A 21,382-nucleotide genomic window follows, 5' to 3' on the forward strand; every position below is an offset into this window, starting at 1 on the left:
TCGGACGACATGCAGCAACGCAGGAAAACAGTTACTCGGAAGCGGACGAAACGTGAGCCGGACGAAACCGGCGCCAAGGAACCATACGATGGGTATCTGGAACCTCTATTTCATCCTGAAGCTGTTGCTGCTGTGGGCGGGCATCATCGGCTTTCACGTGCTGCCGAACTTCGTCTTCGCGCTGTTGCTCACGATTCGGCTGCGTCCACTCTGGGCGCGCATCGCGCGGCAGTTGATCGCCGTCCCGGCGGGGGCGGCATTGCTCTACTACGATTCGAACCTGCCGCCCTTCGCCCGCTTCATCGAGCAGTTGCCCGAACTGCTGCAATTCCGTCTCTCATACATCGCCGAACTGCTGGGACGCTTTGTCCCGGCGAGCGACTGGTTGCTGCTGGCGATCATGATGCTCGCGTACTGGATCGTGAACCGTTGGGTGCGCGTGACGACTTTCGTGCTGCTCGCGCTCCTGATCGTGCCGGGCGTATTGCGTGTCGGGACATTGGTGTCGGTTTCCCCGGTGGTAGCCGCACAGGGCGATAAGACGGCCGTCATGGCGGGTGCAGCATCTGGCGCCGCCGGTGGCGGAAGTGCGGCAGCGGGTGCTGGAGCATTCGTGGCGGGTAACGCAGAGGTGCCGCTGGGCGCAAATCCGGATGCGGCACTCAACAGCTTCTACGCGCGCGAACTGACGCGCGCCGTCTCGCTACCGGCACAAGCCGGGGCCGGCCCGGACTTCGACATCATCTTTCTGCACATCTGCTCGCTCTCGCAGGATGACCTCGATGTCGACGATCTCGCCAACCAGCCGTTGCTCGCCCGCTTCGATTTCGTCTTCAAGAATTTCAACTCGGCGGCGAGCTACAGCGGCCCGGCGGCCATTCGCGTGCTGCGCGCCGACTGCGGTCAGCCGACGCACAAGGCGCTGTACGATCCTGCCGATCCGCAGTGCTATGTCATGAGCAACCTGAAGACGCTTGGCTTCACGCCGACGCTCGCGATGAACCACGACGGGCACTTCGACAACTTCATGCGGGAAGTGCAGCAGAACTTCAACGTTCAGGGCATTACGCCGTTTGACAATACACACGCGCGTGTCGTCATGCGCTCATTCGACGAAACCCCGATCCGCTCGGACGGCGACGTGCTGCAATCGTGGTGGAAGCAGCGCACCACCTTGCCGGACAAACGCGTGGCGCTCTACTACAACACGATCTCGCTGCACGATGGCAACCGTCTCGAAGGCTCGACGCTCACCAGCGAGCAAAGCTATCCGATACGAGCCAAAGCGATGTTCGACGACTTCAGCCAGTTCATCGACACCATTGCGAAGTCGGGCCGCAAGGCCGTCGTAGTGTTCGTGCCGGAACATGGGGCCGCGCTGCGTGGCAGCAAGCTGCAAGTCTCCGGTATGCGCGAGATTCCGCTGCCTGGGATCACGAACGTGCCGGTCGCGGTCAAGCTCGTGGGCTTCGGCAACGGTGCGACGGCGGGTCACGGCACGCCCGTCACCATTTCCACGCCCACGAGCTATCTGGCGCTGATGACGCTCGTCTCGCATCTGATCGCGAACAACCCCTTCGCGGGAGCGCCCGATCTGGCGCGGTATGCGACCGATCTGCCGCAGACGGCCTTCGTGTCGGCCAACGAGCAGACCACCGTCATGAAGTATGGCGGCAAGACGCTCATTCGCGGTACCGACGGCGTCTGGGTGGATCTGAAATCGATGGAGTAGCGCGCCGACGCCGCCCGCAGGCCCGCGCACGCGTTTTCGCCGAATCGCGCATACTGTGCGCTCTTGCCTGCGATCGCCGGCAGCGCAGCCCGCGATCGTCGTCCGAGATCGCCTGAACCGAAACTTCCGGGAGTTACCGTGCAATACACGAAATTCGGCCGCACCGGCCTGAGCGTTTCCCGCTTGTGCCTGGGTACCATGACGTTCGGCCTGCAAACCGACGAGGCCGCCAGCCATGCGATTCTTGAGCGCACCGCCGACGCGGGCGTCAACTTCATCGATATTGCCGATGTCTACCCGCTCGGCGCCGACACCTCGCTGTCCGGGCGCACCGAGGAGATTGTCGGCCGCTGGCTCAAGGGGCGTCGTGACCAGTTCATCGTTGCGACCAAGGCGTGCGGCCAGATGGGCCCGTCACCGTGGGACAAGGGGGCGTCGCGCAAGCATTTGCTGGATGCCATCGATGCGTCGCTGCGCCGTCTGGGGACCGATTACGTCGACCTGTATCAATTGCACTCCGACGACACCGACACACCGATCGACGAAACGCTCGAGGCGCTCGACACCATTGTGAAGTCGGGCAAGGCGCGCTACATCGGCGTGTCGAACTACCTCGCCTATCGTCTCGCACGGGCACTGGGCCGCGCCGACGTGCTGCGCGTGGCGCGCTTCGTGTCGGTGCAGCCGCGCTACAACCTGCTGTTCCGCCAGATCGAGCGCGAACTGTTGCCGCTGGCCAGCGAAGAAGGTCTGGCCGTCATCCCTTACAACCCGCTTGCCGGCGGTTTGCTGACCGGCAAGTACCGTCACGACGCCGCGCCCAGCGAAGGACGCTTCACCACGGCGACGGTCGGCAAGGCGGGCGCCATGTACCAGCAGCGCTACTGGCACGAGCGCGAGTTCGAGACCATCGAGACGCTCAAAGGCATCGCCAAGGACGCCGGGGAGTCGCTGACGCGTCTGTCGCTCGCGTGGGTGCTGGCGAATCCGGTCGTCACGTCGGCGATCATCGGCGCGAGCCGCGTTGAACAATTGACCGAGACGCTCGGCACCGTCGACTACACGCTCGACGCCGACCTCAAGGCGAAACTCGACGAAGCGTCGCACGCCTATCGCTGGGGCGACGCCGCCCGATAAGCGCGACGTTTTTCGCCGCTTGCCGATGGGATCAACGTAAACAGGCCCGATGCGTCGGGCCTGTGGCGTTTTTGCGTTGCGTCAAGCGATGGCGTATTGAGGCGAACGGTCGCCCTGGCGAGGCTAGTCGTCGGCCCTGATCGAGCGGTATAGTAAGCGCGTCGCGTCATGGTTCGACAGTCAAAACGGTTTGGGCGATGGCACGATGCCGGACGCGCCGCGTGTGCGCGCGCGGCCTTCCTGTGACGCTTCCTGCGAGGCTGCTCATGACAAAACGTATTCTGCTGGCGACCGACGGTAGCGAATCGTCGCGCCGGGCCCTGCGCGAGGCGGCCGCCTTTGCGCGCAACGGCGATATGATCCGGGTCATTCACACAGTGGAAGATCCTGTCACGCTCGTGACGTCGACCTTCGGCAAGCTCATCGATTTGGAACAAGTGCGCCGCGAGATGCAGCGTGAAGGCGAGGAACACCTGGCGCGTGCGGTGCTGTATCTGCGGGAAGAAGGATTGGATCCGCAGGCGCACCTGCTCGATCTGCGCACGACTGGCGAGACCGTGCCCGAGGCCACGACCCGCGAGGCTAGCGAGTGGGGCGCCGACATCATCATTGTTGGCACGCATGGCCGCAGCGGTGTTCGGCGCGCCATGCTGGGCAGCGTCGCCGAACAGATCCTGCGAAGTGCGGAGGTGCCAGTGATGCTGGTGGCGGGCGAGGCTCGGCCGCATTTGCCGTTGCGCTCCGGCGGGCATTACGAACGCATACTCGTCGCGCTGGATGACAGCGAGACGTCGCACCGCGCCTTCGAATATGCGCTTTCACTCGCCCGCACGCATGGGGCGACGTTGCGCGTCGTCCATGTGCTGGATATGCCGGGGCCGTTCCTCGAAGGCTTCGATCCGGCCCCGTTGCTTGGCGCGGTGCGCGCCGTGGGCGAGCAGGCGTTGAAGTGGGCAACGCAGCGTCTGCATGATGCGGAGGTGCCCGGAGACGTCGAGATGCGGGAGATTGCGCCGATCGGCGAGGGTGTGGCCGATCAGATCATCGCCGCGGGCAAAGCGGCCGACGCCGATGTCATTGTGCTCGGCACACACGGGCGGCGGGGTTTCCGGCGCTTCACGCTGGGCAGCGTCGCCGAGGACACAGCCCGTCATGCGGGCCGACCGGTGTTGCTGCTGCCGGCGCAAGCGCCGGCGGAGTGATACGCGCGCCAGCCAGCGGCGTGTCGATCGTCGAGACGCCTGGCGTACCGGGCTTGCGCGCCCGGGATTCGTCGCGTCGGCCAAATGCCGCAGGCCTCAGGCAGCGGCCGGGCCGAGTTCCGCGAGCAGCGTCTTGAGGGGCGTGGCGGCATCGGCCAGGCGCACCGGGTCGACCACCGCACGGCGGCCGACCAGCTCACGTGCCGCCAGGAACTCCTGCGCGCGGTTGACGCTCGCGGCAGCCACGACGGCGCCCTCGCGCAGATAGAAACGCATGAACACAGCGGCGCCCTGCACATCCGGCAAGCGGCGCTCGACCACGGCATCATGGCCGTCGGTCAGACCGACCATTTGCAACTTCGCGTTGAACTGGTCCGACCAGAACCACGGCGCGGTCGCGACGGCCTTGGGTGCATCGCCATGCACGACACTCGCCGCCACCTTGGCCATTTCACTGGCACTCGGCACCGATTCCAGCCGGATGCGACGCCCAAGCGCAGGATGTTCATGGTGCGCGCAGTCACCCACCGCCAAGATCGCCGGATCATTCGTGCGGGCAAACTCGTCGACGACAATGCCGTTCTCGACCGTGAGTCCTGCGGCCTGCGCCAGTTCCGTGTTGGGCACGAGGCCGATGCCCACGACCACGACGTCGGCCGGCAGACGCTTGTCACCGGCCACGACCGCCACGACCTGACCGGCCGCATCCTGCTCCAGCGCCGTCACGCCGACGCCCACCTGGACATCGACGCCGTTCGCGCGATGCAGGGCCGCGAAGAATTCAGCCAGATCGGCTTCCGCCACGCGGGCCAGCAGGCGCGGGGCCGCTTCGAGCACCGTCACGGCGGTGCCGGCCTTGACGGCGCTTGCCGCCACTTCCAGTCCGATGTAGCCGCCGCCAACCACGACGACACGCTTGCCGGGCGTGAGTGCTTCGCGCAGACGCGTCGCGTCCGCGATGTTGCGCAGGTAGTAGACGTTAGGGGCGTCGCCGCCCGGGATCGGCAGATGGCGCACGCGGCCGCCGAGTGCCAGCACCAGATGGTCGTAGCCCAGCGACTGGCCGTCGTTGAACGTGACAGTGCGTGCTGCGCGGTCGATGGCGGTGGCGGTCACCCCCAGACGCACGTCGATCTCGGCCTTCTCCCAAGCGTCGGCGGGGCGAATGAGCAGGCTGGCTTCATCGGCCTGGCCGGCCAGGAAGGCCTTCGAGAGTGGCGGACGGCGATACGGCAGGTGGGTTTCGCTGCCGGCGAGCACGATGCGCCCGGGGTAACCGAGTTGACGCAGCGCGAGGGCGGTTTCGCCGCCGGCTTGACCGGCGCCGAGAATGACGGTGGTGGAGGTAGCTTCGGACATGGGGATGAGAGGAAAAGAAGGCGGTCGCCAGTGTAATGCATCGTCGTGGCTATCGCGTCCCGGATACCGCCAAGATGGCGTTCGTCACATTGCCACGCCACCTGCCGCCGATACCCCTCAACCCTTTGGGGCGTTCGGGTCGGCGAAGAACAGCCATTCGACCTGCTTGACGAGGGCCGGCCCGAACGCGTCGCCACCGACCTGCGGCGCGATCAACTGCATCAGCACCGGCGAGCCGGGCGGCGGGTGCAGCGCGTGGACGAGCACGCAGAAGTACATGGCCGGATGCTCGGCACGCACGACACCCGCTTGCATGCCCTGCACGATGAGGGGCGCCATGGCCTCGTAGACGGGCATCACCAGTTGGCGGTGCAGAATCGCGCCGCGATCGCCGGTCTCCGACGCTTGTTGCGCGATGAACCGTTTGTGCTCGGGATGGTTGACGGCGTGGGCCGCGATGATGGCGATGGCTTCCTTGAGGCGTTCGGTCACCGGGCGCGCGGTGTCGAGCGAGAGCGAACGCAGGTGCTCGCCCGGCGCCGCGAGCGCGGCTTCGAGCGCATCCACGCACGCGCGCCACAACTGCTCCTTCGAGCCAAAGTGCACGCGCACGAGGCTGGCATCGACCTTTGCCCCCCGAGCGATGCCGCGCAGGTTGGCGCCGTCGTAGCCCAGTTGCGAAAAGGCATCGATGGCGGCGGCAAGCAGCGCGGCGCGGCCATCGGGCAGGTGTTTGGGGCGTCGGCCTCGTGGGGTTGGTGTGGCGGTCATCGTTGGACAGCGTCGTGCATGGGGCGTGCGGGCTCGGCGGCATCGGTCGCCGGCGGTACCCCCATCGCGTAGAAGAGGAGCGCAGTATCTGACAAACGCGCGCCGGTTGCACGCACTGTCGTCAGGTAGGTGTTCCAGTACTGTTGCTCGCGCCCACGGGCGGCCGACATCGGCAGGGCGCCCAGGCGCACGCGGGCGGCTGTGTCGCGGTAGATCTGCTCGGCCGCCGCGCCGGCAAGGTCGGCGTGCCGCAGCGACGTATTGTCCGCCTCGAGCGACGCCAACGTATCGGCCACGTTCTTGAACGCGGCGAGCACTGTCTGCCTGTATTGGTCGACGGCCGCCTCATACGTGGCGATCGCCGCGCGACGCTGCGCCAGCAACGCGCCGCCGTGGAATATCGGCTGCGTGATCGACGCGGCTACGCTCCACAACGATCCGGCGCCGGATAGCACGGTTGGCCAATGGAAACCGCCTTTGCCCATTGACGCGCTGAGCGTCAGGCTCGGGAACAGCTGCGCCGTGGCCACGCCGACTTCGGCCGAGGCGGCCTTGAGCGCCATCTCGGCCGCCTGGATGTCGGGTCGCGATTGCAGCAACGTCGACGGCACGACGACCGGTACTCGCTGCGGGACGCGCAGCTCCCCCAGTGCCAGGTCGTCGGGGGCACGATCGGGCGTGCGGCCCAGCAACACGGCCAAGGCGTGACGCGTGGACTGCCACTGCGCGCGTAAGCCTGGCAGCGACGCCGCGAGCGTCTCGGCGCTCTGCGCGGACGCCAGCGCGTCGGCGCGGGAGACGGCGCCGAGCGCCTCGCGTCGCGCCATCTCCGTAGCGTCGGTCTGCGCCAGCGCCACGAGCCGGTCGGTCGCCTTGACCTGGGCACCAAGCACCGACGCCCCGATGGCGCCGGAGACGATGTTTGCCGCAAGCGCCTGCCGCGCCGCTTCGAGCTGGAACGCCTGCTGATCGACTTGGGCCGCCAGCGACGCATTGGCAAAGCGCGAGGCGCCAAAGAAGTCGAACGTATAGCGCGCCTGCACCTGTCCCACGAACATGTTGTACAGGGCGGTCGGCGGCCCGAGCGTCGGGATGCCGAGCGCGCGCTCGCGCGCCACGTCGCCGCCAAGATCGATCGACGGGAAGAGCGACCCACCGACCTGCGCCTTCAACTGCTCGCGTGCGCCCTGCAAGGCATGTTCCGCAGAGGACAGGGTAGGGCTGTTGCGCAGCCCTTCGTCGACGAGGGCGTCGAGCGTGGGCGAGCGGTAGCGATGCCACCACGCGCTCACGGGCGCCGCGCCCACGTCGAACTGTTGCGCTGTCCCTTGCGCCACGTCGGTGCGTGCCGGTAGCGTGCCGACGCCATATTGCGCGGGCGATGGCATGGCGGGCGGCGCGTCACCCGGGGTGAACGAGCAGGCACCCAGCCACAACGCAAGGACGGGGACGAGCGGGGCGCATCCGCGCCGGGTGAGACGCGGCATCATGAGCGGTCTCCTTGCGAGTCGGCGGCGTGTGTGGGGTGGGCGGGGGAGGCACGTTCGCTGTGACGTACGCGGAATGCCGTGGCGTACAGCGCTGGCAGGAAGAACACGGTAAGGACCGTGGCGCTGGTAATGCCGCCCATCAACGCCGTCGCCATCGGTCCGAAGAAGTTGCTGCGCAGTAGCGGAATCAGCGCAAGCACGGCGGCCGCGGCCGTCAGCGTGATCGGCCGAAAGCGCCGGACGGTGGCGCTCACGATGGCGTCGAAGCGCGGGTGTCCGGCGGCGATGTCCTGCTCGATCTGGTCGACCAGGATCACCGAGTTGCGCATGATGATGCCGAACATCGCGATCACGCCGAGCATTGCCACGAAACCGAACGGCTTGCCGAACAGCAGCAGCGTGGCAACCACGCCGATCATGCCGAGTGGGGCCGTGAGCACGACGAGCAGGGTGCGCGCGAAGCTCTGGAGCTGGATCATCAGGAGCGTGAGCACCGCGATGATCATGATCGGCATTTGCGCCATGATCGACGACTGCCCCTTGGCGGATTCTTCGACCGACCCGCCGATTGCGATGCGATACCCCACGGGAAGGGCCTTGCGAATGTCGCCGAGCGAGCGGTAGACGGCTTCGGTCACATCGATGCCTTGCTTGCCCGCGCGCACATCCGAGCGCACGGTGAGGGTCGGCTGCCGGTCGCGCTCCCAGATCACACCGTATTCCAGATCATTGACCATGTGGCCGAGCGTGGCCAGCGGCACCGGGCCGTTCGGCGTGGGCATGGCGAGCGTGGCGAGTTTCGCGGGATCCACTCGCTCAGCCTTGGGGGCGCGCAGCGTGATCGAGATCAGCTTGTCGCGCTCGCGGTATTGGCTGATGTCGTAGCCTGTGAGCGTCATGGCGATGAAGTTCGAGATATCCGTCGAGCTCACTCCCAGCGCGCGAGCCTTCTGCTGATCGACCTCAAAGCGCACCGAACGTTGCGACGGCTCGTCCCAGTCGAACTGGACGTCGGTCGTATCGCCGTTCTTGCGCATGACCTCGGCCACCTGTTCGGCGATCGTGCGCACCTTGCCGATGTCGTCGCCGCTCACGCGAAACTGCACCGGAAAGCCGACCGGGGGGCCGTTTTCCAGCCGCGACAAGCGAGTGCGCACCCCGGGCATGGCCTCGCGCAGCGTCGGCTCGAGCCATTGGGCGAGCGCCTCACGGTCTTCGACGGACTTGGCGGTAATCACCAGTTGCGCGAAATTCGGCGTGGGCAATTGCTGGTCGAGCGGCAGATAGAAGCGCGGCGCGCCGGTGCCGACAAAGCTGACCGTGTGATCGATCTCCTTGCGGCCTTTGAGCAACGCCTCCAGACGTTGCGTCTCGCGCAGCGTCGCTGGATACGACGCGCCTTCCGGCAACCGGAGATCGACCATCAGTTCGGGCCGGTCGGAACTCGGGAAGAACTGCTGGGGGATGAGCGAGAAGCCAGCCATCGAGATCAGGAACAGCACGACGGTGATGGCAAGCACGACGAACCGGCGCTCGATGCACCAGGTCAGCCAGCCGCGCAGGCGGTTGTAGAACCGGGTGTCATAGACCTCGTGTTCGTGATCGTCGCCGTGATGCGCCTCGCGCGCCCGCTCGGGCAACAGTTTGTAGCCCAGCAGCGGAATGAGCACGACGGCGGCCAGCCACGACGCGAGCAGTGCAATGGCCGAGACCTCGAAGATCGAGCGCGTGTATTCGCCGGTGCTCGACTTCGCCAAGGCGATCGGGAGAAAGCCGGACACCGTCACGAGCGTGCCGGTCAGCATGGGAAATGCCGTGCTGGTGTAGGCGAAGGCGGCCGCGCGCTTGCGATTCCAGCCTTGGGAAAGCTTCACGGCCATCATCTCGACCGCGATGATGGCGTCGTCCACCAGCAGGCCGAGCGCGAGGATCAACGTGCCGAGCGACACCTTGTGCAACCCGATGTCGAAGAGGTACATGAACAACGACGTCACCGCGAGGACGACCGGAATCGAAATCGCCACCACCATGCCGGTACGGAATCCGAGCGAGACGAGGCTCACCACCAGCACAATGGCGACGGCTTCGGCCACCGCTTCGAGGAAGTCGTCTACCGAATGCGACACCGACTGCGACATGCTCGCGACTTCGGTGAGCTTGAGACCGGCGGGCAACTGGGCGCGCAGTTCGCCCATCGTGCCGGCCAGCGCCTTGCCCAGGTGAATGACGTCCTGCCCCTTTTGCATGGTGATGCCGATGCCGAGCACGGGCTTGCCACCGAAGCGCATCTCCGAGACAGGCGGGTCGACATAACCACGCTTGATCGTGGCGATGTCACCCAGGCGGAAGGTACGGTTGTTCACGCGGATCAGCGTGTCGGCGAGCGCATCCGCGTTGCGGAACTGGCCGCTCGGACGCACGACCAGCCGGTCGTTGGGTGTGTCGATGGTGCCGGCCGGCGAGACCGCGTTCTGCGCGCCCACGGCCTGTGCGATCTGGTTCGGCGAGATGCCAAGGCGCGTCAACTGCGTATTGTTGATCTCGACGTAGACGCGCTGTTCCTGGTCGCCGAAGTAGTCGACCTTCGCCACGCCCGGCACCCGTAACAGCACGGTGCGCAGCGAGTCGGCATAGTCGCGCAACTGGGCGGGGCCGAAGCCGTCGCCTTCGAGCGTGAAGATATGTGTATAGACGTCACCGAATTCGTCATTGAAGAACGGCCCTTGCACGCCCTGCGGCAACGTGTACGCGATGTCGCCGACCTTCTTGCGGACCTGGTACCACTCTTCCTGCACGTCGCTCGCGGGCGCCGAATCTTTCATCGAGAAGAACAGCAGCGACTCGCCGGGGCGCGAGTAGCTGCGCTGGAAGTCGATGGCCGGCATCTCCTGAAGCTTGCGCGCGATCCGGTCGGTGACCTGCTCCTGCACCTGTTTGGCGCTCGCCCCCGGCCAGTACGTGCGGATGACCATCACGCGGAACGTGAACGGCGGATCTTCCGATTGCGCGAGGCGTGAGTAAGCCAGAATGCCGAAGATCGTGGACATCGCGATCAGGAAGACGACGAGTGAGCGATGCCGCAGTGCCCATGCGGAGAGGTTGAAGCGGCCCTCTTCGTGACGATCGTCGTTCCGTGGGGATGACGGCGCGGGCACGGGCGGCTTCCCGTCCGGTGCGCTCATGACGCGAAGTCCTCGGGGTGCAGCGGCGCGATCACACGGACCTTCTCGCCAGCCGTGACGGTGTGCGCGCCTTGCCAGACGACGCGCTCACCGGGTTGAATGCCACCCGCGACCGTGACGGTGCGCTCGCCGTAGCGCGCGATCTTCACGCGTCGCAGCACCAGTGTGTCGTCGGACTTGACGACCCACACGGCGGGTTGATTGCCTTTGTGAAAAAGGGCGGTCGACGGCAGCGTGATCGGCGGGCCATCCACGAGCGTGACGCTGGCGCCGGACGCCGCGGTGGCCGGCGTGGCCGACAGGGAGGATGGCGTCACGGGCGCGGTAAAGGGCTGCGCGAACGCGACGTTGGCCGTCATGCCGAGGCGGACGTCGGGGCCGGGCGAGAGCAGCGAGAGCTTGGCCCGGTACGTGCGGCTCAAGGGGTCGGCGGCGGGCGCGATTTCACGCACGCGCGCTTGCCACGTCCTGCCCGGCACGGCGGGCAGCGAGACCGTCGTCGTCTGTCCGACGCGCAGTGCGCCGAGTGCGGCCTCGGGCACGTCGGTAATCACGTCGACGTCGCCCGTCCATGCCAACTGGTACACCGGCTGGCCGGCGCTGACGTTCTGTCCCGTGTCGGCCTGCTCGGCGGTAATCACACCCTCGCGATCAGCCTTGAGACTGCCATAGTTCAACTGATCGCCAGCCAGCGCGGCCTGCTGGCTCGCCTGATTGCGCTGCGCGAGCGCGCTGGCATAGGCGTTCTCGGATTGCTCCAGTTGTGCCGGTGCGATGAGGTTTTCGCGGGCTTGCGCGCGGTCGCGAGTCACGGTTTGCGTCGCGTATTCCAGTTGGTGCTGCGCGGCGTCGAATTGGGCACGCGCACTCGCGGCGTTCTTCGAGAGGTCCGCCGGGTCCAGCCGGGCGACGATCTGGCCCGCCTTGACGGCGTCGCCGAGTCGTACGTCGCGCTCGACGATCTTGCCCGCGACACGGAACGACAGCGGCGTGGTGTAGCGCGCCTCGATCTGCGCGGGCAGCGAGACGACTGGCGTGTGCTCGGCGACCTTGGCGGCCATCGCCACGACCGGGCGCGGAGGTATCTCTCGCGGGGCCTCGCGCGAACACGCACTCAATGTGGCGGCAGCGATGGCCGTGGTGGCGACGGCCAGGGAAAGCCGGCGGCGGCGTAGTACGGTGTCAGGTAGAAGGGGCATCGTGCGCTCGCAACTCACAAAGTGAGATATCCGGAATAAATCTACGGGCGATGATATATGGATTGCCGGCGTGCCGCAACGGGGGGCGGGCCACGTTTCATCTCCCTATGACTATCGATAGCGGCCGTGTCATTGGATTGTTGTCGACGTTCCGGGAAACGCTAACCGCCGAATTAATTTGGAGTACGATGCCTATTTGGTGGTCCCGGAACATGACCGAAGTCTGCGTCATTTGTGTTGCGTCATGGCTGGCTCCCGATGCTCAGACGCAGTCGATGCGGTGCGCGCCGCGACAACAGCGCACGGTGGCGAGCCTTCCATTCGCGCGAGCGATGCGACATCGGCGTCCAAGTTTGACCCATGTCAACCCAAGGGCGTGCTCGGCGGCCGGGCGCGACGGCAAGACGGGGGTTCGCGGCTATGCTGTAGAGATCTGACGTTTCGCGATCGACGTTCACCGGAGACGGATAACCATGACAACACGCATTGCTTTGGTCACAGGCGGCATGGGCGGTTTGGGTGAGGCAATCAGCCTGCGCCTGGCCGATGCCGGATATCGGGTTGCGGTGACCTGCTCGCCGCATAACCATGACTGCGAAGGCTGGGTCGAACGCATGCGCGACACCGGCCGGGCGTTTGCGGCGTATCGTGTCGACGTTGCCGACTTCACGTCATGCGAGGCCTGTGCGAAAGCCGTCGAATCCGACACCGGCCCAGTGGACATCCTGATCAATAACGCGGGCATTACGCGAGACGCCACCCTGCGCAAGATGACGTCCGAAGATTGGCAGTTGGTATTGCGCACGAACCTCGATAGCGTATTCAACATGACCCGGCCGATCTTTGGCGGCATGGTCGCGCGCGGCTGGGGCCGCATTATCAACATCTCGTCGGTCAATGGCAGTCGTGGTGCGTTTGGACAAGCGAACTACGCCGCGGCGAAGGCCGGCATGCACGGGTTCACCAAGTCGCTGGCGCTGGAAGTCGCCAAGGCGGGGGTCACCGTCAACACGATCTCGCCAGGCTATCTTGCCACGAAGATGGTCACGGCCGTCCCCCAGGACGTGCTCGAATCGCGCATCCTTCCGCAGATTCCGGTCGGCCGGTTGGGGCGCCCCGAAGAGGTGGCCGCCCTCGTGGCCTTTCTCGTATCGGACGACGCCGGTTTCGTCACCGGCAGCAACCTTGCCATCAACGGTGGCATGCACATGGAGTGACTCGCAGCGATGCTGCCAACCACTTACTCAGGAGAGTCATGATGTCAAAGGAAACGAATCCGGCACTGACGCTGGTCAAACTCGGCACCGCAAGCGCGTTGGGCGCCTACGGCATTCTGCTGGAATCCGCGCAACACATGCACCAGTTGCAGGCAGCGCGCGATACCGAGTTGCTCAAGGCGCACGCGGACGCGGCCAAGTCGCTCGGCGGCGCGAAGGACTTCAATGCGTTGCTGACGGCGCACCTGCAGTTGCTCAATGGCCAACTCGCGCAACAGAACGAGTTCTGGCGCGAGTGGCTTGCGCTTTGCGCGAACAACCAACTGCTCTGGACCGAGCATTTGCGCAAGACGGGCGAAGAACTGCAGCACGGGATGGCCGGTGCGATGACGATGCCCGATCTGATCGGTGCGGGAACGATGTCCGGCGATACCGCCAAGGTGGCCGAAGCGCCGTTGCAGAAGTGGTTCCAGGCATTCAACGATGCCACGCTGGGCACGATGGATGCCTGGCGGCGCATGTCGACGCAGGCCGCACAGGCGACCGAGGCAGCCGTCGCGCATCAGTCGCCGCTCAACGGCCGCGTACCGCCCAAGCGCGGCAACGCGCCGGCTCAGCGCTCAAGCACGTAAGCGCCGGGCGCATCGCACAGCGAGTTCGCTGGCGGCCAGTCAGTGGCGATCGATCTGCCGCTGCCCTGTGCCAGCAGCCACGCCTGCCATGCCGGCCACCAGGAGCTTGGTCTGGCCGGCGTGGCGGTGAACCATTCGTCAGCATCGCGATACGCCGCGCCTGCCGCGCGCGTGGCGACCCGATGGTGACTGGTCGGATGCCCTGGCTCACAGACGACCCCCACGTTGTGCCCGCCTGAGACGAGCGCAAACGTCAGATCGCCGTTGTAGAGCAGATGCATCTTGTAGACGGAGCGCCACGGGGAGATGTGGTCGCGTTCGGTCGCCACCACGAACATCGGTACGCGAATATCCGCCAGCGCGACCGGTAGCCCGCCGACCTTGAGCGTGCCCGTCGCCAACGCATTGTTCAGATACAACTCGCGCAGACACTCGCTGTGCAGCCGCGCGGGTATCCGCGTGGTGTCGGCATTCCACACCGTGAAGTCGGTGGTCTGCGCCGGTTTGCCGAGCAGGTAGTCGTGCATGAGCCGCGACCAGATCAGATCGCGCGAATTGAGCAACTGGAAGGTGCCCGCGAGCTGCTCGCCACTGATGAAGCCCTGGCGCCACATCATCGCTTCAAGATAGGCCACCTGACTGGCGTCGATAAACAGTCCCAATTCGCCCGGCTCGCTGAAGTCGGATTGGGCGGCCAGCAGGGTCACGCTGGCGAGCATGTCGCGCTCGGCCCGACGTCCGTTCCCGCCCCCGCTGGCGTCCCCGCTCCCGGGCGCACTGCCTTCCGGGGTCTCGCGTGCAAGCGCCGCCGCCGCGATGGCGAGCAGTGTGCCACCGAGGCAATAACCGCAGGCGTGCACGGGTGCGTTGTCCGTCAGGCGACGCACCTCCCGCAGGGCGGTCAGCAGGCCGGCGTTCAGGTAGTCGTCCAGCCCTCGGCCTCGGGCCGTCGGCCCGGCGTTGTGCCACGACATCATGAAGACGTTATGGCCCTGCGCCACCAGATAGCGCACGAGCGAATGCTGCGCTTCCAGGTCGAGGATGTAGTACTTCAGCAGCCACGACGGCACGATGAGAATCGGCTCGCGCCACGTCTGCGTCTGCGTCTGCGTCTGCGGCGGGGCATATTGCAGCAATTCGAAGTACGCGTTGCGATAGACGACCTTGCCGGGCGTGGCGGCGATGTCGTGGCCGACGCAAAATGCCTTGCACGCCTCCGGCCCCGCCCCCGGCGCGTTGCCAGCCGCCATGTCGTGCAGATCAGACCACCAGCGTTGCGCACCGTTGACGAGATTTTGTCCCTGGGTGTCACGAACGGCGCTGATGACTTCCGGATTCAGGTACCAGAAGTTGCTTGGCGAGAACATGTCGAGCCATTGCCTCGCCATGAATCGCACCACGTCTCGGTGATGCCGATCGACGCCTGGGATCTCGCCGGTCATCGTGTCGACGAAATCCTCCGTTCGCAGGAAACGTTCGCGCCACCACGCGAACGGGAGTTGATCCCACAGTGGATCGCGAAAACGCCGGTCGGCGACGGGCGGGCCGCCGGCCTTTGCCCGATGGCTGGACGTCGGCTTGTCGATGGCCGCGAAGGCTTTGAAGACGTTGAGCTGATGCCCAGGCGCCGTCGCGGCGTGCATGGCCCAGTCGGCCCACGCGAGCGCTACCGCAGCGGGCGAGACATTGCCGGTAAAGCGTGCGGTCGCGGCCATCGCGACCCGATCCAGGCTGTCGGTAAACGAGGTCGCGGACGACGGGAGTGCAACCTCGGGTGTCTTGGCGGACGCAGGTGTGCTGCTGACCGTGGGAGGCGCATGGCGCGCGATGGCGGCCGGCATCGGACCGGGCGGCGTGGCACGGCGCGTCGGCGGATCGGCAGTCTTGGGCGCGCCGCGCGAGCGCGAAGCCGATGCAGATGGGGACGATTGCGATGCGGACGTCTTGGCGCTGCGAGCCGGCATGGTGGACTCCGTTCTGGCTTGCCACGGTCGTGCGAGCGTGCGCCGTGGACAAAAAAATGAGCAGCAAAACGGGACGGTGGCCATGGGCAACGCCCCCGCGTGCCGTGACATCGATACGTCATCGGGCCTTTCGGCAAATATAACGCAGACGTCATACCCGGACCGTGATCTGCGACAAATTGCGCGCGGACGTTACGACGGCCCGCGCATGCGGATCATCGTGCCGGGACTGGCGTCGAAGCGCCGGGCAGGGGAGCGGGAGTCACCGACACGGGAGCCGGCTTTCGCGCATGCCAGCTGATGCGACGGAACGGGTGCTCGCGTCCGGATAGCGTGAGCGCGATGTGGGTGATCCAGCGTTGCGTCGGTACGCGCTCACCATGCAGCCACATCACGAGGACGAACAGACTCGCCGCCATCGGCAGGGTCTTGAGGTTGGGCGTGGCGTCGCGACGCGTACGCCAGGCAAAGGCGGCGCAGACGGCGAAGCCCACGACACAGCCGGCCACCGTCTCAGAAACCGAGTGCGCCGAGAGGGCGACGCGCGACGCTCCCACCGCCACGCTACCCGCGGCGGCGGCGATCATGCCGAGCACGCGCCACGGCCACGCAAGGTGGCGCAGAAGCAACCACGCGATGACCGGGTACACGGTGGCGGCGAGCATGGTATGGCCGCTCACGCCGGTGAAATCGAGTTCGCGCACCCCGAGGCCCCAGCCAAGGAACATGACCTTGGAGGCCGCCACGACAAGCGCACCGACTGTAAACAGGGCGACCCAGGTGAACGCCATGCGCCACGCACGGGCCGAGAGTAACCAGAGGGTGAGGGCGGCAGCGGCGGGCACCGTCACGGCGGCACCGCCGAAATTGGTAATCGTAATCCAGAGGCTAGACATGACGGGTGAAGTACGGCCCGCGGGCAGAGGGCTTCGGGCGAAAGCGCTATCTTACGCGCGCCTCGATGGGGTGAACACAGGGCGGCGTCGTTTGGCTCAGGCACACGACGTCGGATGAAGGTGCCGCGCCGGGCAAACGCCCAAATGACGTCGTTTTGCGTGGGGTTGGTGGGATTTTTGCGAGGTTTCCCGTCAATTATTGCAATGATGCCCCGTAGACTGCGTCGTTTTCGAACAGATTTCTCGAGCGATGTCTTTCTCTTCTCCCTCCTCCAAGCGCAAGTGCGCCGCGTTGGGCGGCGGCGCGCAAGACCTGCGGGGGCAGGGCGAAGGTCGCCGATCCCGCTGGCTCGCGGCGTGGGTCTGGCTGTGCGTGGCTGCGCCGCTGACTGCGATGGCCGACGCCGGCGGCATGGCCGACACGCTGCGTCTGCACCCGCGTCTGACACCGTCATTTACCTTCTCGTCCGCGCCGCCGCGCCCGTTGGCCGACGCGTCATCCCCTCAGGCCGTCGTGGCGTTGCGCCACGCCGTCTGTGGCAAGGCAACGTCGCTTGATGCCATGCCCATGACGGTGCGCTCGGCAAAGCCCCTCGTCATGCCAGTGAGCTATTCACGGATTTCATCGGATTTCGGCACGCGCTACCACCCGGTGCGACGCGTCAAGCATCGGCACACCGGCATCGATCTCGTCGCGCCGACCGGCACACCGGTGCGCGCGGTGGCAAAAGGGGTTGTGAAGACCATCGGCTACGAGCGCCGGGGCTTCGGGCGTTATATCGTGATCGCGCACCGACACGATAGCGAGACGATCTACGCTCATTTGTCCGCCACGGCGCGCGGGCTACGCGTTGGCGAGACGGTGACGGCGGGCCATGTCATCGGTGCGGTCGGCAAAACGGGAATGGTTACGGGCCCGCATCTGCATTTTGAACTGCGCCGGCAGGGTATCCCGGCCGATCCGCGCCCATTGCTGCGCCGCACGGCCAGGATGAGCGAATCGTCCGTTGCCACCGCCAACGCGTGCCTGGGTGTGCTCAATGGCGTGAAGTCGTGGCATCTGCACGGCGGGGTCGGGGCGGCGGCTCGATGGCAATACTCGCCGCTCTGAGGCACACGTCGACGCGAATCTTCCGGGAATAAAATGACATCGGCACGCATATGACGGACAACGGCGTTCCCGAAGCTCGTCGTGTTCACTCATATCGGACTGGACGATCACCGGCGCCGAGCCGTCGCATCTGCGCGTGTTCGTGCAGGCATGGCTGGCGGCGACCTGATATCGTATTGCGTTAGGCCGGTCCCCTTATGGAGAGCTCCATGCCGCAAGCGCCCTCGTTGCATGCCCCGGTGAATCCTGCGTGGCAGGCCGAACAATACGTCAAGTTCGAAGACGAGCGCACGCGTCCCGTGCGCGATCTCGTGGCCGCCATTCCGCCCCTGGCCGATCGCGGTGTCGCGCGCGTGGTCGACATCGGCTGCGGCCCCGGCAATTCGACGGGAGTGCTTGCCACTCGTTTTGCGCAGGCCGAGGTGCTCGGGCTGGACAGTTCGCAGGACATGGTCGACGCGGCGCGCGCGCGACTACCGCAATGCCGGTTTGTCCTGGCCGACATCGCGACGTGGACGGATGGCCCGTTCGACGTGATTCTCGCCAATGCCGCCTTGCAATGGTTGCCGGATCACGAGACGCTCTACCCGCGTCTGGTGAGTTGTCTCGCGCCCGGCGGTTCGCTGGCTGTGCAGACCCCCGACAATCTTGACGAACCGGCGCACCGGCTGATGCGCGAAGTCGCGGCCGATGCGCGTTGGGCCGCGGCGCTCAAAGGCGTGGAGCGTACGGCGCGTCATGGGGCGACGTTCTACTATCCGCTGCTGCGAGCGCTATGCTCGCGCGTCGATATCTGGCGTACCACGTACTATCACCCGCTCGCGGGCGGAGCGCAGGCGGTCGTAGAGTGGTTCAAGGGCAGCGCGTTGCGGCCGTTCCTCGCGAAGCTCGACCCCGCGTCGCAAGCGGCTTTCCTCTCGCGTTACACGGACGAGATCGCCCAGGCATATCCGGCGCTGGCCGACGGCACGGTATTGTTGCCGTTCCCTCGACTCTTCGTCGTTGCGACTCGCTGAAGCGGTCGATCGGCCGCCGGGATCACGTTCGCAGGGGATTCCGCGCTGACGAAGGGCGCGCGTGAGCGGTGTCCAGTGGGCGGCGAACCGTCCGACGCCCGGTGTAAAGTAGCGGGCATGACCGTCCCGCCCTCGCCGATTCAGCCGTTTCGCAACGCTCCCCAGTACTGGCGCTCGTCGCTCGTCCCCGGTGGTGACATGCTCACGGCCGAATACAACGACCACGCCTTCGCGCCGCATTGGCACGACGCGTACACGTTCGCGTGCATTGTGGAGGGGGCCGAACGCTACGCCTACCGGGGCGGCGAGCACGTGGCGGATGCCGGTTCCGTGGCCGTCATCCACCCGGGCGAAGTGCATACCGGGGCGCGCGAAACGGATTTCGGGTGGCGCTATCGCGTGTTCTACTTGCCTGTCGGCTTTGTTCAGGGTGTGCAGCATCAGGTGACGCACGCGTCGGGTGGGCTGACGATGCCAGGCGGTGCCCAGCCATGGTTCGGCGAGCACGTCATTCGCGACACCGAGGCGGCGCAGCGGTTGACGGCGGCGCATCGTCTGCTACAGACCGGCGCCGACCCGTTGCTGGCCGAAAGCGTACTGATCGAGGCGGTGTCGATCATGCTGGTGCGTTACGCGCAGGCGCGGGCGCCAGCGATGCCGCCGCTTCGCGATACGGTGCGCGTCGAGACCATGAAGGCGCGGCTCTCGGACGATCTCACCGAGTCGTTGTCGTTGACGGCCCTGGCCGAGGCCGTCGATCTGTCGCCATTTCACGCGGCACGGTTATTCTCGCGCGAGACTGGCCTCGCCCCGCATGCCTGGCGCAATCAGTTGCGTCTGGTGCGCGCCTTGCCCGCGTTGCGCGCGGGGGCATCGGCGACTGACGTTGCGGTGGCGCAAGGCTTTAACGATCTGTCTCACTTCACCCGCTACTTCCGGCGCGCGTTCGGCGTGTCGCCCGGGAAGTGGCGCGCGGGGCCGAGGTCATGACCGCGCCGGCCTATCGACGCGACGCATGTGGCGCCACCGTAGCGTTCGACGCAGCATGGCATTGAGTGCGACGCGCACGCGCGAGGCGAGCGCTGCTCACGTTGACCAGCAACCCGATCGCCATTGCCGCGCCGCCCACGAGGAACAGCAGCGAATAGTTGCCCGACGTGGCCGCGAACAGGAATGACAGTCCATAGGCGGCACCGGCCTGCAACGTGGCAAAGCTGGTCGTCGCAGTGCTCCAGGCCGCCTTCTGCGAGGCAGGATGGTGGGCGAGCAGCTCGTTCGCGCGCCCGAGCACGAGCGGCACGATTCCCGGTGTGAACGCCCCCATGACGATGCTCGAGACGATCAGGGCGGGCAGGCCGAGGCCAAGTGCTGGAAGCACGACGGCGCACATCTGTGCGACATATGCGACGCGCAGGGCCCGTGCAAAACCGATCCTGTCGGCGAGATGCCCGGTGAAAACCGGCCCGACGATCGCCCCCAGTCCGTACAGCACCCAATAGTTGGCGCCCGCGTCGAGGCCCTTGCCCAGGCCACGTGCAACGTAGTCGACGAGGAAAATCATGTGCGGCACCAACGCAACGGCATTCAGTGCGTACTCGACATAGAGCGAGCGCAGCGCGAGTGGGCTGTCCGGCCGGTGTTCCGGGTGAACCGTGGTTCCCGGACTCGCGGCAACTGCGGGGTTGGCGGGCCAGCCGCGCCACGCGATCGCCGTCAGCACGAGCGAAAGCATGCCTAGACCGATCCACGTCTGCGCGAGGCCTTGCCGCAGCAACAGTGGCACGAGCGTACCCGACGCGGCGATGCCCAGGCCGACGCCCGCGAAGATCGCGCCGCTGACGATACCGCGTCGCGAGGCGCTCACGTGCGCGAGGACCGACGGCGCAGCCGTGACCATCAGCACGCCGCCGGCAAAGCCGGACGCAAAGCGCCAGCCGAAGAACCAGGCGAACGAGATGGGCCACGCACACGCGAAGAAGGCAGCGACCGCGAGCAGCATCATGGCGCGCAGGATCGTGACGTTCGCGGCACGGCGGGCGAGTACCCGCGCGCCCAATGCGCCGGCCAGATATCCGCCGAGGTTGGCCGCGCCGAGGTAAGCCGCTGTGGCAGGCGCGAACCAATGCGCACCGATGATCGCGGGCAGCAGCGCGGTATAGGCGAAACGGGCAAAGCCGATGCCGATGAGGCTGGCGCAGGCGGCCGAAAGCGTGGCCCGCCACGCGTTGAAGGCGGCCACTGTCAGGCCGCCGGGAACTGCATTGGACATGATGACTCCGGGAGCGCTGCGCTGACCCCGGCTTAAGCCGGCGCGTTTCAGACGAGCGATGGCGGTAGTGTAGGTCGCTGCGGCCTGCCGGAGAACGCCCATGTCCCGGAGATCATTCTTCCGCGCGGCGTAACAATGACTGTGGGAATCGCGGGGCGATCGATGCGTCGATCGCGCTGGCAATAGGGCTGGCAATAAGGCTGGC

At 66.2% G+C, this 21,382-nt stretch carries 16 protein-coding genes; 8 read left to right on the plus strand and 8 right to left on the minus strand.

Going from position 1 to position 21,382, the window contains the following annotated elements; translation table 11 throughout:
- Positions 1–88 precede the first annotated feature (88 nt).
- The 3 genes from bcsG to PTE31013_RS13675 all read left to right on the plus strand — a co-directional run bounded on the left by bcsG (position 89) and on the right by PTE31013_RS13675 (position 4,071).
- Complete coding sequence (bcsG, locus tag PTE31013_RS13665) at positions 89–1,732, plus strand: cellulose biosynthesis protein BcsG (protein WP_150613327.1); 1,644 nt, start codon at positions 89–91, stop codon at positions 1,730–1,732.
- A gap of 138 nt (positions 1,733–1,870) precedes the next feature.
- A complete protein-coding gene (locus PTE31013_RS13670) occupies positions 1,871–2,869 on the plus strand; it encodes an aldo/keto reductase (RefSeq protein ID WP_150613328.1) in 999 nt (332 codons plus the stop codon).
- Positions 2,870–3,135: 266 nt separating this feature from the next.
- Positions 3,136–4,071 (plus strand): universal stress protein, encoded by a 936-nt coding sequence (locus PTE31013_RS13675; protein WP_174978561.1) that lies wholly within the window; start codon positions 3,136–3,138, stop codon positions 4,069–4,071.
- A 96-nt stretch (positions 4,072–4,167) separates the two neighbouring features.
- Here PTE31013_RS13675 and PTE31013_RS13680 read toward each other — a convergent pair whose 3' ends face one another.
- From PTE31013_RS13680 to PTE31013_RS13700, 5 genes are all read right to left on the minus strand, one after another.
- Complete coding sequence (locus PTE31013_RS13680) at positions 4,168–5,430, minus strand: NAD(P)/FAD-dependent oxidoreductase (protein ID WP_150613330.1); 1,263 nt, start codon at positions 5,428–5,430, stop codon at positions 4,168–4,170.
- Positions 5,431–5,547: 117 nt separating this feature from the next.
- Positions 5,548–6,201 carry a TetR/AcrR family transcriptional regulator gene (locus tag PTE31013_RS13685; protein ID WP_150613331.1) on the minus strand — a complete coding sequence of 218 codons (654 nt, stop codon included), beginning with the start codon at positions 6,199–6,201 and terminating at the stop codon, positions 5,548–5,550.
- Positions 6,198–7,688, minus strand: coding sequence for an efflux transporter outer membrane subunit (locus tag PTE31013_RS13690; protein ID WP_425495566.1), 1,491 nt, complete (start codon positions 7,686–7,688; stop codon positions 6,198–6,200). Before PTE31013_RS13690 ends, PTE31013_RS13685 begins: the two co-directional genes overlap by 4 nt.
- Positions 7,688–10,873 (minus strand): efflux RND transporter permease subunit, encoded by a 3,186-nt coding sequence (locus PTE31013_RS13695; protein ID WP_246174457.1) that lies wholly within the window; start codon positions 10,871–10,873, stop codon positions 7,688–7,690. Before PTE31013_RS13695 ends, PTE31013_RS13690 begins: the two co-directional genes overlap by 1 nt.
- On the minus strand, positions 10,870–12,072 hold the full coding sequence (locus PTE31013_RS13700; protein ID WP_150613333.1) for an efflux RND transporter periplasmic adaptor subunit: 1,203 nt from the start codon (positions 12,070–12,072) through the stop codon (positions 10,870–10,872). The genes PTE31013_RS13695 and PTE31013_RS13700 overlap by 4 nt, the downstream gene beginning before the upstream one ends.
- A gap of 473 nt (positions 12,073–12,545) precedes the next feature.
- Here PTE31013_RS13700 and phbB point away from each other — a divergent pair, with 473 nt between their 5' ends.
- Complete coding sequence (gene phbB / locus PTE31013_RS13705; protein WP_150613334.1) at positions 12,546–13,289, plus strand: acetoacetyl-CoA reductase; 744 nt, start codon at positions 12,546–12,548, stop codon at positions 13,287–13,289.
- 38 nt (positions 13,290–13,327) lie between these two features.
- Positions 13,328–13,921, plus strand: a complete 594-nt coding sequence (locus PTE31013_RS13710) for a phasin family protein (RefSeq protein ID WP_150613335.1) — start codon at positions 13,328–13,330, stop codon at positions 13,919–13,921.
- Here PTE31013_RS13710 and PTE31013_RS13715 read toward each other — a convergent pair.
- Positions 13,903–15,885 (minus strand): PHA/PHB synthase family protein, encoded by a 1,983-nt coding sequence (locus PTE31013_RS13715; RefSeq protein WP_246174470.1) that lies wholly within the window; start codon positions 15,883–15,885, stop codon positions 13,903–13,905. The two genes, PTE31013_RS13710 and PTE31013_RS13715, sit on opposite strands and share 19 nt — an antisense overlap.
- 215 nt (positions 15,886–16,100) lie before the next feature.
- Complete coding sequence (locus tag PTE31013_RS13720; RefSeq protein ID WP_150613336.1) at positions 16,101–16,781, minus strand: phosphatase PAP2 family protein; 681 nt, start codon at positions 16,779–16,781, stop codon at positions 16,101–16,103.
- 250 nt (positions 16,782–17,031) lie between these two features.
- On the opposite strand from PTE31013_RS13720, the gene PTE31013_RS13725 reads away from it, so the two are divergent.
- From PTE31013_RS13725 to PTE31013_RS13735, 3 genes are all read left to right on the plus strand, one after another.
- Entirely contained in the window at positions 17,032–17,892 is an 861-nt protein-coding gene (locus PTE31013_RS13725) for a M23 family metallopeptidase (RefSeq protein ID WP_150613337.1), read from the plus strand.
- A 209-nt stretch (positions 17,893–18,101) separates the two neighbouring features.
- A complete protein-coding gene (tam, locus tag PTE31013_RS13730) occupies positions 18,102–18,908 on the plus strand; it encodes a trans-aconitate 2-methyltransferase (RefSeq protein ID WP_174978562.1) in 807 nt (268 codons plus the stop codon).
- A 117-nt stretch (positions 18,909–19,025) separates the two neighbouring features.
- Positions 19,026–19,898: a helix-turn-helix domain-containing protein gene (locus PTE31013_RS13735; protein WP_150613339.1), complete on the plus strand. Its 873-nt coding sequence runs from the start codon at positions 19,026–19,028 to the stop codon at positions 19,896–19,898.
- A gap of 10 nt (positions 19,899–19,908) precedes the next feature.
- Here the strand turns inward: PTE31013_RS13735 and PTE31013_RS13740 are convergent, their stop codons facing one another.
- Entirely contained in the window at positions 19,909–21,177 is a 1,269-nt protein-coding gene (locus PTE31013_RS13740; protein WP_150613340.1) for a YbfB/YjiJ family MFS transporter, read from the minus strand.
- Positions 21,178–21,382: the final 205 nt, after the last annotated feature.

Source organism: Pandoraea terrigena (assembly GCF_902459705.1).
Lineage (GTDB): Bacteria > Pseudomonadota > Gammaproteobacteria > Burkholderiales > Burkholderiaceae > Pandoraea > Pandoraea terrigena.

What these genes read in the sequence shown, in the direction of transcription:
- bcsG (WP_150613327.1), top strand. Translation starts at nt 89, where the DNA reads ATGGGTATCTGGAACCTCTATTTCATCCTGAAGCTGTTGCTGCTGTGG.
- PTE31013_RS13675 (WP_174978561.1), top strand. Translation starts at nt 3,136, where the DNA reads ATGACAAAACGTATTCTGCTGGCGACCGACGGTAGCGAATCGTCGCGC.
- PTE31013_RS13680 (WP_150613330.1), bottom strand. Translation starts at nt 5,430, where the DNA reads ATGTCCGAAGCTACCTCCACCACCGTCATTCTCGGCGCCGGTCAAGCC.
- PTE31013_RS13685 (WP_150613331.1), bottom strand. Translation starts at nt 6,201, where the DNA reads ATGACCGCCACACCAACCCCACGAGGCCGACGCCCCAAACACCTGCCC.
- PTE31013_RS13690 (WP_425495566.1), bottom strand. Translation starts at nt 7,688, where the DNA reads ATGCCGCGTCTCACCCGGCGCGGATGCGCCCCGCTCGTCCCCGTCCTT.
- PTE31013_RS13695 (WP_246174457.1), bottom strand. Translation starts at nt 10,873, where the DNA reads ATGAGCGCACCGGACGGGAAGCCGCCCGTGCCCGCGCCGTCATCCCCA.
- PTE31013_RS13700 (WP_150613333.1), bottom strand. Translation starts at nt 12,072, where the DNA reads ATGCCCCTTCTACCTGACACCGTACTACGCCGCCGCCGGCTTTCCCTG.
- phbB (WP_150613334.1), top strand. Translation starts at nt 12,546, where the DNA reads ATGACAACACGCATTGCTTTGGTCACAGGCGGCATGGGCGGTTTGGGT.
- PTE31013_RS13710 (WP_150613335.1), top strand. Translation starts at nt 13,328, where the DNA reads ATGATGTCAAAGGAAACGAATCCGGCACTGACGCTGGTCAAACTCGGC.
- PTE31013_RS13715 (WP_246174470.1), bottom strand. Translation starts at nt 15,885, where the DNA reads ATGCCGGCTCGCAGCGCCAAGACGTCCGCATCGCAATCGTCCCCATCT.
- PTE31013_RS13720 (WP_150613336.1), bottom strand. Translation starts at nt 16,781, where the DNA reads ATGTCTAGCCTCTGGATTACGATTACCAATTTCGGCGGTGCCGCCGTG.
- PTE31013_RS13725 (WP_150613337.1), top strand. Translation starts at nt 17,032, where the DNA reads ATGTCTTTCTCTTCTCCCTCCTCCAAGCGCAAGTGCGCCGCGTTGGGC.
- tam (WP_174978562.1), top strand. Translation starts at nt 18,102, where the DNA reads ATGCCGCAAGCGCCCTCGTTGCATGCCCCGGTGAATCCTGCGTGGCAG.
- PTE31013_RS13735 (WP_150613339.1), top strand. Translation starts at nt 19,026, where the DNA reads ATGACCGTCCCGCCCTCGCCGATTCAGCCGTTTCGCAACGCTCCCCAG.
- PTE31013_RS13740 (WP_150613340.1), bottom strand. Translation starts at nt 21,177, where the DNA reads ATGTCCAATGCAGTTCCCGGCGGCCTGACAGTGGCCGCCTTCAACGCG.